The 14,835-nt window shown below is 49.3% G+C and carries 13 protein-coding genes; 8 read left to right on the top strand and 5 right to left on the bottom strand.

The window, feature by feature from the left end:
- The 5 genes from ppsA to ACTHSP_RS11270 form a co-directional block, all read left to right on the top strand.
- A partial coding sequence (gene ppsA / locus ACTHSP_RS11290; protein ID WP_440346112.1) for a phosphoenolpyruvate synthase occupies positions 1 to 2,013 on the top strand: 2,013 nt, incomplete at its 5' end.
- Positions 2,014 to 2,283: 270 nt separating this feature from the next.
- On the top strand, positions 2,284 to 2,988 hold the full coding sequence (locus ACTHSP_RS11285) for a peptidoglycan DD-metalloendopeptidase family protein (RefSeq protein WP_063068881.1): 705 nt from the start codon (positions 2,284 to 2,286) through the stop codon (positions 2,986 to 2,988).
- Between the two features lie 173 nt (positions 2,989 to 3,161).
- Positions 3,162 to 3,644: a hypothetical protein gene (locus ACTHSP_RS11280; protein ID WP_049347933.1), complete on the top strand. Its 483-nt coding sequence runs from the start codon at positions 3,162 to 3,164 to the stop codon at positions 3,642 to 3,644.
- Between the two features lie 205 nt (positions 3,645 to 3,849).
- Complete coding sequence (locus ACTHSP_RS11275) at positions 3,850 to 4,809, top strand: DnaJ C-terminal domain-containing protein (RefSeq protein ID WP_063068882.1); 960 nt, start codon at positions 3,850 to 3,852, stop codon at positions 4,807 to 4,809.
- A gap of 15 nt (positions 4,810 to 4,824) precedes the next feature.
- A complete protein-coding gene (locus ACTHSP_RS11270; protein WP_003747441.1) occupies positions 4,825 to 5,115 on the top strand; it encodes a chaperone modulator CbpM in 291 nt (96 codons plus the stop codon).
- A 117-nt stretch (positions 5,116 to 5,232) separates the two neighbouring features.
- On the opposite strand, the gene ACTHSP_RS11265 is transcribed toward ACTHSP_RS11270, so the two are convergent.
- Both ACTHSP_RS11265 and ACTHSP_RS11260 read right to left on the bottom strand, forming a co-directional pair.
- On the bottom strand, positions 5,233 to 5,427 hold the full coding sequence (locus ACTHSP_RS11265) for a YbdD/YjiX family protein (protein WP_063068883.1): 195 nt from the start codon (positions 5,425 to 5,427) through the stop codon (positions 5,233 to 5,235).
- Positions 5,417 to 7,498: a carbon starvation CstA family protein gene (locus ACTHSP_RS11260; protein WP_063068884.1), complete on the bottom strand. Its 2,082-nt coding sequence runs from the start codon at positions 7,496 to 7,498 to the stop codon at positions 5,417 to 5,419. Before ACTHSP_RS11260 ends, ACTHSP_RS11265 begins: the two co-directional genes overlap by 11 nt.
- A 330-nt stretch (positions 7,499 to 7,828) precedes the next feature.
- Here ACTHSP_RS11260 and ACTHSP_RS11255 point away from each other — a divergent pair, with 330 nt between their 5' ends.
- On the top strand, positions 7,829 to 8,572 hold the full coding sequence (locus tag ACTHSP_RS11255; protein ID WP_004520512.1) for a pseudouridine synthase: 744 nt from the start codon (positions 7,829 to 7,831) through the stop codon (positions 8,570 to 8,572).
- A 59-nt stretch (positions 8,573 to 8,631) separates the two neighbouring features.
- On the opposite strand, the gene alr is transcribed toward ACTHSP_RS11255, so the two are convergent.
- Positions 8,632 to 9,690 (bottom strand): alanine racemase, encoded by a 1,059-nt coding sequence (alr, locus tag ACTHSP_RS11250; protein ID WP_254346899.1) that lies wholly within the window; start codon positions 9,688 to 9,690, stop codon positions 8,632 to 8,634.
- Between the two features lie 216 nt (positions 9,691 to 9,906).
- On the opposite strand from alr, the gene ACTHSP_RS11245 reads away from it, so the two are divergent.
- The gene (locus ACTHSP_RS11245; protein ID WP_003747450.1) at positions 9,907 to 10,368 is read left to right on the top strand and encodes a winged helix-turn-helix transcriptional regulator; all 462 of its coding nucleotides are present in this window, start codon (positions 9,907 to 9,909) and stop codon (positions 10,366 to 10,368) included.
- A gap of 573 nt (positions 10,369 to 10,941) precedes the next feature.
- Complete coding sequence (locus ACTHSP_RS11240) at positions 10,942 to 12,279, top strand: GTPase/DUF3482 domain-containing protein (RefSeq protein ID WP_440346111.1); 1,338 nt, start codon at positions 10,942 to 10,944, stop codon at positions 12,277 to 12,279.
- A gap of 70 nt (positions 12,280 to 12,349) precedes the next feature.
- On the opposite strand, the gene ACTHSP_RS11235 is transcribed toward ACTHSP_RS11240, so the two are convergent.
- Complete coding sequence (locus tag ACTHSP_RS11235; RefSeq protein WP_440346110.1) at positions 12,350 to 13,756, bottom strand: efflux transporter outer membrane subunit; 1,407 nt, start codon at positions 13,754 to 13,756, stop codon at positions 12,350 to 12,352.
- Positions 13,757 to 13,812: 56 nt separating this feature from the next.
- Positions 13,813 to 14,835 (bottom strand): efflux RND transporter permease subunit (locus ACTHSP_RS11230; protein ID WP_440346109.1); only part of this gene is annotated, 1,023 nt, incomplete at its 5' end.

The following is a 14,835-nucleotide window of genomic DNA, read 5'->3' as shown; positions in this document are numbered from 1 at the left end:
CGTTCTTCCGCAACAGCAGAAGACTTGCCGGACGCTTCTTTCGCCGGCCAACAAGAAACCTTCCTGAACATCAACGGTTTGGAAAACGTTAAAGAAGCAATGCACCATGTATTCGCTTCCCTGTACAACGACCGTGCCATTTCTTACCGTGTCCACAAAGGCTTCGAACACGACATCGTTGCCCTTTCAGCCGGCGTACAACGCATGGTGCGCTCTGACAGCGGCGCCTCCGGTGTGATGTTCACCATCGATACCGAATCCGGTTACGACCAAGTCGTTTTCGTTACCTCTTCTTACGGCCTGGGCGAAAACGTCGTACAAGGCGCGGTCAACCCTGACGAATTCTATGTATTCAAACCTACTTTGAAAGCAGGCAAACCGGCTATCCTGCGCAAAACCATGGGTTCGAAACAAATCAAAATGATCTTTACCGACAAAGCCGAAGCCGGTAAATCTGTAACCAACGTTGATGTACCTGTAGAAGACCGTCAACGCTTCTCCATTACCGATGCCGAAGTAACCGAGTTGGCTCATTACGCGCTGACCATCGAAAAACACTACGGCCGCCCAATGGACATCGAATGGGGCCGCGACGGCTTGGATGGCAAACTCTACATCCTGCAAGCACGCCCTGAAACCGTGAAATCTCAAGAAGACGGCAGCCGCAACCTGCGCCGCTTCTCTATCAACGGCGAAAAAGTTGTCTTGTGCGAAGGCCGTGCTATTGGTCAAAAAGTTGGCCAAGGTAAAGTCCGCTTGGTGAAAGATGCTTCCGAGATGGATTCCGTTGAAGCAGGCGATGTACTCGTTACCGACATGACCGACCCGGATTGGGAACCGGTAATGAAACGTGCTTCCGCCATCGTGACCAACCGCGGCGGCCGTACCTGCCACGCAGCGATTATCGCGCGCGAATTGGGTATTCCGGCCGTAGTCGGCTGCGGCGACGCAACCGATCTGCTTTCAGACGGCCAAGAAGTTACCGTATCTTGTGCCGAAGGCGATACCGGCTTCATCTACTCCGGCCTGCTGGACGTACAAATTACCGATGTTGCTTTGGACAACATGCCTAAAGCCCCTGTCAAAGTGATGATGAACGTGGGTAACCCTGAATTGGCATTCAGCTTCGCCAACCTGCCTAGCGAAGGCATCGGCTTGGCACGTATGGAATTCATCATCAACCGTCAAATCGGTATCCACCCTAAAGCCTTGTTGGAATTTGACAAACAAGACGACGAATTGAAAGCGGAAATTACCCGCCGCATCGCTGGCTACACTTCTCCTGTCGACTTCTATGTCGATAAAATCGCAGAAGGCGTGGCAACTTTGGCTGCTTCGGTTTATCCACGCAAAACCATCGTCCGTATGTCTGACTTCAAATCCAACGAGTACGCTAACTTGGTGGGTGGCAGCATCTATGAACCGCACGAAGAAAACCCAATGTTGGGCTTCCGTGGTGCAGCGCGTTATGTAGCCGATAACTTCAAAGACTGCTTCGCACTCGAGTGCAAAGCCTTGAAACGCGTTCGCGATGAAATGGGTTTGACCAACGTCGAAATCATGATTCCATTCGTTCGTACTTTGGGTGAAGCAGAAGCTGTTGTTAAAGCCCTGAAAGAAAACGGTTTGGAACGCGGCAAAAACGGCCTGCGCCTGATCATGATGTGCGAGTTGCCAAGCAACGCTGTATTGGCAGAACAATTCCTGCAATACTTCGACGGCTTCTCCATCGGCTCTAACGACATGACCCAGCTGACCCTCGGTCTCGACCGTGACAGCGGCTTGGTGTCCGAATCGTTTGACGAACGCAACCCTGCCGTTAAAGTGATGTTGCACTTGGCAATCTCTGCCTGCCGCAAACAAAACAAATACGTCGGTATTTGCGGTCAGGGCCCGTCAGACCATCCGGACTTTGCCAAATGGCTGGTTCAAGAAGGTATCGAAAGCGTATCACTCAACCCTGATACGGTTATTGAAACCTGGCTGTATCTGGCTAACGAATTGAACAAATAAGTTCGATAAGACAAAAGTCCCCTGCCCGTTTATCTCGGCAGGGGATTTTTATTGCCTTATTCAATGCCGTCTGAAAGAACTTTCACGTTCTTTTACCTTTTCAAAAAAGTCCCTTTGCATCAAAAAGATATAAAAAGATTCTGCCATACCCACAAATTCTCAATGGTACTATATTGCCTTTCCGCATTTTATCCCATGCCTTTTGAGTGAACCTTTTTTCACTCTTCTTATCTATCATACACAGCATAACGATACATTTAGAAACAACCCATGAATACAAATTTTATTTCCACCTTTCAGACGGCCTTAAAACGTCTGGCCCTCATCAGCATCATTGCCGTCTTAGCAGCCTGCGCCGGCAACAACACTTCTTCCAACCGCTCCGTACCCGACGGCTACTACAAAGTCCGCCCCGGCGATACCCTGATCCAAATCGCCAAACGCTACGGACAAAACGTCAATACACTGGTTGCATGGAACAATCTTCCCAACGCCTCACAAATCGAAGTCGGCCAAGTATTGCGCGTCCGCCATCATGTTGCCTCCCGCAATACTGCTACGCAGCAACGCCAAGCAACCGCCGTTACCCCGATCAACCGGTTAAGCTTGCAATGGCCGACCGATAACGCCTCATCCTCCATTATCCAACGCTACAACGGTACAACCAGCAAAGGCATAGATATTGCAGGCACACAAGGCCAACAAATCCGCTCTGCCGCAGCCGGTACTGTCATCTACGTTGGCGAAGAAGTCCGCGGCTACGGCAAGCTGATTTTAATCAGCCACAACGACTACACCATTACTGCCTATGCCCACAACGACACGCTTTTGGTACAAAAAGATCAAAAAGTCCAAGCAGGTCAAGTTATCGCCACCATGGGCAGCAGCGATACAGACAGCGTCAAGCTTCATTTTGAAGTTCGTCTAAACGGCAAAGCAGTCGATCCTCTGCCTTATTTGACCAGAACGAATTAATGCTCCAATCAAAAGGCCGTCTGAAATAGCAGTATTTCAGACGGCCTTTTGATTTGTCTTATCATACACACCCATTTCAACAAAGCATTTACCTACTGAACTTATGTTGATTGAGTGAAAACGCCGTTATACAATGGCGACTCTTTTTAACATTCTATTTTAGGTGCTCTACTATGTCTCCTAACCGCATCCTTGCAACCGCATTCTTGTTTGCTTCTGCATTTGCCAGCGCAGATGTCCATATTGATGAAAGCATCCCTTACCGTCATGCAGAAGAAATCGATACCCGTATCGTTTCCGAGTGTTTACAAATTGGCAACGTCATGTCCAAATCTTTGCAAGAAACTGCAGCCAAAAGTGATGTAACTATTGTCCGTGACGGTAAAAAACAAGGCACATACGCAGATATCTCCATTACTTCCGCCATGAGCGCAGGCGTAGCCTTTGTCGGCCACGCCAAAAGTATTACAGCCGTTGCCACTTTGTATGTTGATGGCGAAGAAGTCAATAAAAAAACCTTCACCCGCAATTCTTCCGGTGGCATGCTCGGTGTTTATAAAAGCTCTTGTGCAGTCTTAAATCGCACTTCTAAAGTCTTGGGTTCAGATATTGCCCAATGGATTGTTAGCGAACAAAAAAACGCTCAAGACAAATAAAACCCCAATTTGATAAAGGCCGTCTGAAAAACCGTATTTCAGACGGCCTTTATATTTTCTATTACTCTAGAAATAAAGAAATAAATTATCCATTAATCATTGTCAGAAATAGAGAATTTTATTTTCAACGCCCTTGATTTTAGAATATCTACCCTCAATTATTAAAAATATAAGAATTTTGTATATGAGCAGTCAAAGGAATAACATGGCAGAAAAAAACTATTATGAAATACTAGGCGTTGCCAAAGATGCGGATGAGGCCGAAATCAAAAAAGCCTACCGAAAACTGGTGCGCAAATACCACCCCGATGTGAGCAAAGAACCTGACGCAGCCGAACGCACGGTAGAAATCAACCGTGCCTACGAAACGCTTTCCGACAAAGAAAAGCGGGCCGAATACGATGAAATGTTGGCTAATCCTTACGGACGCAGCGCCGGAGGCAATCCGTTCGGTCAAGGTGGCAATCCGTTTGGCAATGGATTTAACGGTGGCGGCTTCCACTATGAACGTCATGAAGGCGAACCGTTCGGAGCGGGAGACTTCAATTTTGAAGATCTGTTTTCATCATTCCGCCAATCCCACACTCGTTCCGAGCAACCCCGCGGCCCAATAAAAGGCGAGGATCAACATGCTGAATTGAGTATTGATATTTACGCAGCGTATGTTGGCGCAGAACGTAGCATGACTTTGAATGTACCGACTCTAGACGAATACGGACGTGCGGTTTATCAAAATAAAACCCTCAACGTCAAAATCCCCAAAGGCATTGCAGAAGGCCAACAAATCCGTTTGGCCGGTCAAGGTTTGCCGGGATATAACGGTGGAGAAAACGGTGACTTGTACTTAAAAATCAAGTTCCACGACCAACCTGATTTATACGTCAAAAACAGGAAAGACGTATATCAAACAATAGATGTCAAACCTTGGGAAGCCGTATTGGGCGGCAAAATCATCGTCCCTACCGCTTCAGGCCGCTTACAGGTCAATCTGCCTGCCAACAGCCAAAGCGGTAAAAGCATCCGCCTCAAAGGCAAAGGTATTCCTGCAAAAGAAGCCGGAGACCTTTATCTCAATATCCGCATTAATGTTCCGCCAGTAGAGAGCGAAGCCGACCGTGCCGCATGGGAAAAATTGGCCGAACACTTTGCCGCGAAACAAGCATAAGAGAAAGGATAAATTATGATTCAGTCCTCCGATGTTACCCTTACTTTTGAAGAAATCGTTGCCGCCAGCCGCTGCCGTCGTGATTGGCTGTTGGAACTTATAGCAGAAGACATCATCAGCATCGATGGTGCGCCCGAAAAAAGCACCTTCAGTGGTTTTCATCTTGCCCGCATCCGTCGCGCACAACGCTTAAGCCGTGATTTTGAAGCCGGCATTCCCGCATTGGGACTGATTATGCGGCTGTTAGACGAGGTGGAAGAGCTCAGAAAAATACAGCGTCCGCTGGTACTACTCGAAGAAGAGTAAATATCGACAAGTTATTCGATTAAATATTGATGACAAGACAAAGTTTTTGATGTTTATTGATATTCCATAATGAAAGGCCGTCTGAAAATATTTTCAGACGGCCTTTTTATGCCTTCATTAACAACAGCGTCCGCCGTTGCCGCCGCAACGGCGTTTGCGGCAGTAGTCTTGGAATTGCAGCTCGGTCATGACCGGCGCATTGGGATTATGTTTGCGCTGGCGGGCAACGTAGTTTTCATAATCCGGGACACCGGCCATCAAGTTCGCTGTCAACTTGATGGTTTTCCACCAAGAGGTAAGCTTATGCTTCACTTTGAGCCTCCGGCTGTTTACCGTCACGGTACACTGCTGGAATTTCTTTAGCAGTTGGCCAACCGACTTTACGGGCTTTCATGGCGGTACGGAAACCGTACACGGCGACAATCACGACAACTGCCAAGAACAAAGCGGTCAGACCGGCATTGATTTGGTCGTTGAAGATGATTTGTGACATTTCGCCAATGTCTTTAGCAGGAGCAAGGACTTCGCCTGAAGCCAAGGCATCGCGGTATTTGCCTGCGTGAGCCAAGAAGCTGACGCGCGGATCGCTATGGAACAGTTTTTGCAAACCGGCATAGCAGGTTACAAACAATACGCCGACAGCAGGAACCAAGGTTACCCAAACATAGCGGTCGCGTTTCATTTTCACCAATACAACGGTACACATGATCAACGCTACGCCTGCAAGCATTTGGTTGGCGATACCGAACAACGGCCAGAGCGAGTTGATACCACCCAGAGGGTCGGTTACGCCGGTATAGAGGAAGTAACCCCACAATGCCACAGCCAAGAATGTTGCAACCAAGTTGGCAGGGATAGAGTCGGTGTTACCGAATGGTTTGTAGAAGATACTGCCCAAGTCTTGAATCATGAAACGGGCAACGCGTGTACCGGCGTCAACCGCGGTCAAGATGAACAAGGCTTCAAACAGCAAGGCAAAGTGATACCAAAACGCCATCATGGCTTCGCCCGGAATCAGACGGCTCATGATGTGTGCCATACCGACTGCAAGGGTTGGTGCGCCACCTGCACGAGACAGAATGGTGTTTTCGCCCACTTCTTTAGCGGTGTGCAACAGGGTTGCGGCATCAACAGAGAAATTCAGTTTAGTGGTGATGACTTCGGCAGCTGTGTTGGCATCTGTACCAATCAGCGCGGCCGGGCTGTTCATCGCGAAGTACACGCCTGGCTCAAGCGAAGCGGCGGCAGCCAGCGCCATAATGGCCACAAAGCTTTCCATAATCATGCCGCCGTAACCGATCATGCGGACGTGTGTTTCGTTTTCCACCATTTTTGGAGTGGTACCTGAAGAAATCAGCGCATGGAAGCCTGAAACCGCACCACAAGCGATGGTAATGAACAAGAATGGGAACAATGCACCAGAGAATACCGGGCCTGAACCGTCAATAAAGTGGGTAACTGCAGGCATTTGCAGAGTCGGGTTAACAATAACGATACCCAAAGCCAAAGCTGCAATCGTACCGATTTTCAGGAAGGTAGACAGATAGTCGCGCGGAGTCAGCAAGAGCCAAACCGGCAATACGGAAGCCACGAAACCGTAAATCATAATCGCCCAAGTCAGCTGAATGCCGTCAAGGTCGAACCAGTGACCAAAGGAGCTGTGGGCAACATCTTCACCGTAAATCACGGCCAACATCAGCAAAATAAAGCCGACGATGGAAATCTCGCCAATTTTGCCCGGACGGATATAACGGGTGTAGATACCCATAAACAGGGCAATCGGCATAGTCGCTGCGATGGTGAACGTACCCCAAGGGCTGTGAACCAATGCTTTCACAACGATCAGCGCCAACACCGCCATAATGATGACCATAATCATCAAAATACCGATGGAGGCAATCACGCCTGGGACGGTACCGAGTTCTTGTTTCACGATATCGCCCAAAGACTTACCGTCACGGCGCATAGAAACAAACAGTACCATCATATCCTGTACGGCACCGGCAAATACCACGCCGAAGATAATCCACAAAGTACCGGGCAGATAACCCATTTGCGCTGCCAATACAGGACCAACTAGAGGGCCTGCGCCGGCAATAGCGGCAAAGTGGTGGCCGAACAGTACGCCTTTATGTGTGGGAACATAGTCCAAGCCGTCATTGTGGCGTTCTGCCGGAGTCAGACGGTTAGGATCAAGCTGCATCACACGGTTGGCAATGTAAAGACTGTAGAAACGGTAGGCAATGCAGTATACCGAAATGGCGGCCGTAACCATCCAAATCGCACTGACTTGCTCGCCACGGCTGAGAGCTAAAGTAGTAAAGGAGGCCAAGCCTACCAAAACCACAATGCCCCAGATCAAAAATGATTTGAGCGATTTCATTGATTTATCCTTAAAACGTGATGCACCAAGGCTTGCTTTAGCGACAAACTGCCTTAATGCGCTTCAGAAAGACCAGTCATTATAGTCTTCATGATTTCATGAGTGAAATGTCATTTCAACCCAAATTCAACTGAAAACAAAATGATTAGTTCGTCCGTAAGGTTAACACAAACAGACAATATACCCTTCATTTTTTACTTCAAAACTAAATATTCCTTAACATATAGCAAACGAAAGGCCGTCTGAAAACCCAAATCTTCAGTTTTCAGACGGCCTGACAAGCGGTCAATGCTATAATCCGACATTCCCATTTCTCTATATTGCCATACCATGCAAAACAACGATTCCGAAACCATGCGCCTCTCCAAACGCATGGCGCAATTAGGCTTATGCTCGCGCCGCGAGGCAGACAGCTACATCGAGCAAGGCTGGGTCAAAGTAAACGGCCAAACCGCCGTACTCGGTCAAAAAGTTACCGAGCGCGACCGCATCGACCTCAACAAACAAGCCCATGAAAAACAAGCCGCGCGTGTAACCATCCTGCTGAACAAACCCGTCGGCTACGTCAGCGCGCAGGCAGAAAAAGGCTATAAATCCGCCGCCGAACTCATTACCGCCGAAAACCATTGGGAAGGCGACGACAGCCGTATCCCTTTCAGCGAAAAACACAAATTCGGCTTAGCCCCTGCCGGCCGCCTGGATATCGACTCCGTCGGATTGTTGGTACTCACTCAGGACGGCCGCATTGCCAAACAACTGATTGGCGAAAACAGCAGCAGCGAAAAAGAATACCTCGTCCGCGTCCGCGGCAAACTGGACGACAAAGGCCTCGCCCTACTCAACCACGGCTTGAGTTTGGATGGAGAAAAATTGCGCCCCGCCAAAGTCGAATGGCAAAACGAAGACCAGTTGCGCTTTATTTTGCGACAAGGCAAAAAACGCCAAATCCGCCGTATGTGCGAACTGGTCGGCCTGCGCGTCGTCGGTTTGAAACGCATCCGCATGGGCAAAGTCAAACTCGGCAGACTGCCACCGGGCAAATGGCGTTATTTACGCGCTGACGAATCGTTTTAATTGCAGATAACAAACAGGCCGTCTGAAAACATATTTCAGACGGCCTGATCTTTTACTGATTACTCAATATAAGTAAACTTCGCACGTTTGATATTGCAAAGGATTTCGTACGGAATCATACCGGCAACTTCGGAAACTTCATTAATATTAATCACATCACCCCAAAGCTCGACTTCCGCACCCAAGCCCTCTTTCGAGGCTTCCAGCTCAACCGTAATCATATCCATAGATACCCTGCCGATAATACGGCTGCGTTTGCCATCCACCGCCACAGGGGAATTAGTGGAAGCGCGACGCGGATAACCGTCGGCATAGCCGCAGGCAATCAAACCGACACGGGTAGATTTGCTGGTGTAGAACGTTGCGCCGTAGCCAATCGGAGAATGCGGTTGCAACACACGTTCGCCGAAAACGCGGGAAGTCAGGCGCATTACCGGTTTCAAACGATCATCCACGCCGCCGAAAGGCGAAATACCGTATAAAGCCAGACCGGCACGTCCCCAATCGCGGCGCGCTTCAGTCACGTTCAAAATCGCGGCGGAATTGGCCAAGCTCTCTTCACCTTCCAAACCTTCACACGCCAAATCAAACGCTTCAAGCTGCATTTCAGTCATGCCGTTTTCCGGCTCGTCCGCACAGGCAAAATGGCTGAATTTCACAATGTTTTCAACTGATTCGGATTGTTTCAATGCAGTATAGGCCGCGGCATAATTGTGTGGAAAGAAACCGGCACGGTGCATACCAGAGTCCATTTTCAGCCATACAGTTGTCGGATGTTGCCACTCATGATGCACAAACGCCTCCAGTTGCCATTGGCTGCCGATTGCCGGCCACAAATCATAACGGTCAACATCCGCATACTCCGCAGCCTCAAACACGCCTTCCAACAAAACAATCGGATTTTTAATGCCGTTTTGGCGCAGCTCCACGCCTTCATCTACCGTTGCCACTGCAAAGCCGTCGGCAATATCCGCCAACGCGTGTGCACATCTGACCGCGCCATGCCCGTAAGCATCGGCCTTAATCACAGCCAACAATTTATTGCCATGCAACTCTTTGAGAAAACGATAATTTTGACGTAAATTATCCAAACGGATTTGCGCATTGAGCGGACGCATAATGTATTCCTCTTATCGGCATTCCGTTTCAGACGGCCTGCCCTATTACTTTGAAGCAAATATTATAGGTCAAAAACTACACAGGATTCCATGAAATACACAAGAATAATCTATTCATAATTTAGACCTAATGCGCACCTTTAGGCATTTATGCTTCTTCTCAGCCTGTTTTAAGGTTATGATTCAATCCAAATGAAAACGACAGACATCAAGGCCATGAAAGAACTCGACAAAACCGACTTAAAAATTCTCAAGCTCCTGCAACAAAACGCACGTATCCCCATGACCGAATTAGCTGAAAAAGTCGGCCTCTCCACCACGCCGGTAACCGAACGCGTCCGCCGTTTGGAACGCGACAACCTTATCACCGGCTATCACGCCCATCTGAATCCCCATGCTTTAGGTCAAAGCCTCCTGGTCTTTGTTGAACTGAAACTGCGCTCCAAATCCGGCAATATTTTTGAAGACTTCAAACGCGAAGTGCTAAAAATTCCGCAAATTTTGGAATGCCACTTGGTCTCCGGCGAATACGACTACCTCATCAAAGTCCGCCTGCCCAATATGTCTGCCTATCGCGATATGCTCGGCAATATCCTGCTGCAACTGCCGGCTGCAGCCGAAAGCCGCAGCTATGTTGTCATGGAAGAAGTCAAAGAAGAAGTAGTATTAGACATCTAATTCTATTCAACAAACAAAGGCCGTCTGAAAGATTACAACATTCAGACGGCCTTTATTTTAAATAGGCAAAAAAAATGCACACATCCGACAGAATGTGTGCCAAGTCTACAAAGGAGAAATAGAGGAGAAACTATTAACTGACTACTCGAACCAGCTAACGAAACGAATTATGCAACAAGATATTCAACCGCGCAAGTATTTTTCTTGTAAAGTTTCTTAATTATTCGATTTACAGATCTTAAAATGTAATCATGTTTCAATGCAGATAAAAAAATGCGCATACCGTTTTGATATGCGCCAAGTCTACAAAGGAGAAATAGAGGAGAAAAATCAAGCTGCATCAAGCAACTCAACGGCGCGAATTATCCTAGCCTTCTACCCTCCTGTCAACTGTTTTCCTATCTATTTTCAAGTATTTTGCTAAAAAACAACAAAGTCGCTATTCCCCTCTTTTTCTAGCTATTTTCGCCCATATATAAAGAATTTAGGGCCGTCTGAAACATATATTGCCACTAAAGATAAACCGCCCCATACTCACACATTCATAGTCCATATCAACCCAACTCAAAGACCATGACCACCACACTTTCCCTTGCCGTCGTCGGCCATACCAACACAGGCAAAACCTCGCTCTTACGTACGCTTTTGCGCGACAGTACCTTCGGCGAAGTGAAAAACGCGCCATCCACCACGCGCCATGTCGAAGAAGCCCTCATCAACGACGGCGACGACAGCTTGGTTTACCTCTACGACACACCCGGCCTTGAAGATGCCGGCGGCGTATTGGATTGGCTGGAAACCCACACATCTGCACGCGATGACGGTATCGAACGCATCCAGCAATTCCTCAGCAACCATGAAGCGCATCACGAGTTCAACCAAGAGGCCAAAGTGCTGCGCCAAGTCATGCAAAGCGATATGGCCATGTACGTCATCGATGCACGGGAACCCGTCCTCGACAAATACAAAGACGAGCTGACCATTTTGTCTTGGTGCGCCAAGCCCATCATGCCCGTGTTCAACTTCACCCAAAATCAAGACCTGACTGCTTGGACTAATATGCTCGCCCGCAGAAACCTGCATGTTTACGCCGGTTTCGATACCGTTGCCTTCGACTTTGAAGGCGAAATCCGATTGTGGGACAACCTTGCCACCATGTTACCTAAGCGCGACATCCTCGACCGCCTCATCAATATGCGCCGTCGCGAGTGGCAACGGCTGGATACGGAAGCGCGCCGTGAAATTGCCGATTTTCTGCTGGATGCCGCCGCATTTACCCAAGAAATTGCCGAAAACGACGACCCTGCCCCAACTTTGGAAGTCATGCAATCGGAAATCCGACAACTTGAGCGGCAAATGCAACAACGCCTGTTCACACTTTACCGCTTCTATCACGACGAAGTCGGCAGCGACAGCACATGGATGCCCAAAGCCTTCAAACAAGATCCGTTTGACAGCGAATTGCTCAAACATTACGGCATCCGTACCGGTACCGGCGCAACTGCGGGCGCGCTCATCGGCTTAGGCTTGGATATTGCCACGCTTGGCGGCTCGCTTGGTTTGGGCACAGCCATCGGCGGACTATTGGGCGGTATTTTGCCCAATGCCCAAGACATCACCGACAAAATCAACGGCCGACAAACCCTGCATACCGATCCGGAAACCCTTACCCTACTTGCCGCACGCGCACTGGATTTGTTGCACGTCTTGCAAACGCGCGGCCATGCGGCTCAATCGCATATCGAGCTAAAAGAACGCAAAGCGCCATGGAATGCGGCCAAACTGCCAAGCGAACTCAACAAAGCACGCAGCAACCGCAAATGGTCTTCGCTCAACACACACCAGCCCGAAGCCAGCCGTAACGAACGCGCAGCCTATGTCGCCACTTTAAGCGAGAAATTAAAAGCTTAGAATTGCCGCATAATAAAAAGGCCGTCTGAAACTCAAATGTTTCAGACGGCCTTTTAATCTTAGCAAATACTTATTCAGCAGCTTTGGTCTCTCGTTTCAAACCACCGCCAAGTGCTTTATACAAGTCGGCAAGGTTTTCCAAACGGGTCAACTGATTGGCCAAAAGAGCAGTTTCTGCGCTGTAACTGCTGCGTTCGGCATCCAGCAAATCCAATGCGCTGGATACGCCATGTTTGTAGCGCAGGCTGATGAGGCGCAGGCTGTCGTTGTAGGCACGGCTTTGTTTGCTCAAAGCGGCATAGCTTTTATCCAGCTGTTCGCGCGCAACCAACGCATTGGAAACGTCTTTGAATGCGGATTGAACAGCAGCTTCATAAGCAACGATTTGTGTCTGTTGGCGCAGTTTGGCTACGTCAAGATTGGCTTTGTTGGTACCCCAGTCAAAGATAGGCAGCGTGATGGACGGTGCAAACGCCCAAATACCTGTGCCACTCTTAAACAGGCCGCTCAACTCGCCGGAAGCGGTACCGACCGAACCGGTCAGGCTGATGCGTGGGAAAAACGCCGCACGTGCCGCGCCGATATTGGCATTGGCTTGTTTGAGCGCATGTTCGGCCGCACGGATATCCGGACGGTTGAGCAACACGTCCGAACTCAAACCGGCAGGCAGTTTGGTCAATTTGAACTGTTTGCTCAAAGGCAAACCGGCAGGCAGGTCTTCGGGCAAAGGTTGATTAATCAGCATAGCCAAGGAATTACGCGCTTGCTCGCGGTTTTTCACCGCGGAAGCGTAATCGGCTTTGGCTGATTCAATCAGCGCTTCCTGTTGGCGCAAATCAACGGCGGAAATCACACCGGCCTTATGGCGTAATTGCGAGAGCTTGTAAGTCGCTTCACGGGTTTGCAATACGCGTTGTGCCAATGCCATGGTTTCTTCAGCGTAGCATTCGTTAAAGTAGGCTTTGGCAACGGTAGAAATCAAGGTCAGATGCGCGGCATCGCGGTTGGCGGCCACATTGAAATAACCTTGCAACGCGGCTTCGCTGGTGCTGCGGACACGACCGAAAAGGTCAAGTTCATAAGAAGCCGCGCCCAAACCAACGCTGTATTGGCTGCTGACGCTGCCGCCGCTCAAGCTGCCTTGACGCGAACCTGTACCGCTGGCATTGACGGTTGGCAACAAATTATTACGCGCAATCATATATTGCTTGCGATAGATTTCCGCATTCAGCGCGGCTGTACGCAAATCGGTATTGCGTTCCAATGCGATGTCGATCAGGCGGTGAAGGCGCGGATCGGCAAAGTAATCTTGCCAACCCAATTCAGCGGCACGGATACCGTCGTCAACAGTGTCGTATTTAAACGTATCGGCCACGGCAACTTGAGGCTGCTCATATTTCGGCATCATGGTACAGGCCGACAAAGCCACGGCAGCGGCAACAGCGGTCAGTACAGGTTTGAATGTAATCTTCTTCATTTTAGAATCCTTTAGCATTTTGAGGCCGTCTGAAAATTTTTCAGACGGCCTTTGCTTTAGTGCTTGTCTGAATCGTGTTTACCGTCTTCAATCATGCCGGCTTCAGCGGCGTGTTTGGCGGCCATCTCATGCTCGTGTGCAGTTTCTTTAAAGAATTTACGCACAACCACATAGAACAAAGGCACAAGGAATACGGACAGAATCGTACCGATCAACATACCCCAGAACACGGTCGTACCAATCGCACGTTGGCTGGCGGAGCTGGCACCGCTGGCAACATAAAGCGGTACCACGCCCAAGATGAAGGCGAACGAAGTCATGATAATCGGACGGAAACGCAGGTGTGCGGCAGCAAGCGCGGCTTCAAGCGCGCTCTTACCTTGCGCTTGCAGGTCTTTGGCAAACTCGATAATCAAAATCGCGTTTTTCGCACTCAAACCCATCACCGTAACGAAACCGACTTGGAAGTAGATATCGTTAGCGTATGCCGGAATACTGCCCAGCAGTGCTTCAAACATGTTACGGCCGGTCACGCCCAATGCCGCGCCAATCAAACCCAACGGAATCACAAGGATAACCGCCAACGGGATAGACCAGCTTTCGTACAAAGCAGCCAATACCAAGAATACAGCGGCAGCAGCCAATGCGTACAATACGACAGTTTGCGAGCCGCCTTTAGCCTCTTCACGAGACTGACCGCCCCATTCCAGACTGTAACCGCCGCCCATTTCATCAACCATTTGCTGTACTGCAGCCATGGCTTGACCGGAAGATACGCCATTAACAGGCGAGCCGGATAGCTCCATTGCCGGATAACCATTGAAGCGGACGCTTTGTTCCATACCGTTTTTCCAAGAAACAGTAGCAATGGTAGAAAACGGTACGGCAACGCCGGATTTGTTCGGTACAGTCAGGTTCAGAATATCGGCAGGCTGCATACGGGCACTCGCATCAGCTTGTACCATCACGCGTTGCAGACGGCCTTGATTCGGGAAGTCGTTGACATAAGACGAACCCAAAGAAGAAGCCAAAGCAGTACGGATATCAGAGAACGAAATACCTTGTGCGGCTGCTGCGGC

It is taken from the genome of Neisseria sp. P0001.S005, from assembly GCF_051963715.1.
This window is presented reverse-complemented; position numbering and strand designations above follow the sequence as displayed.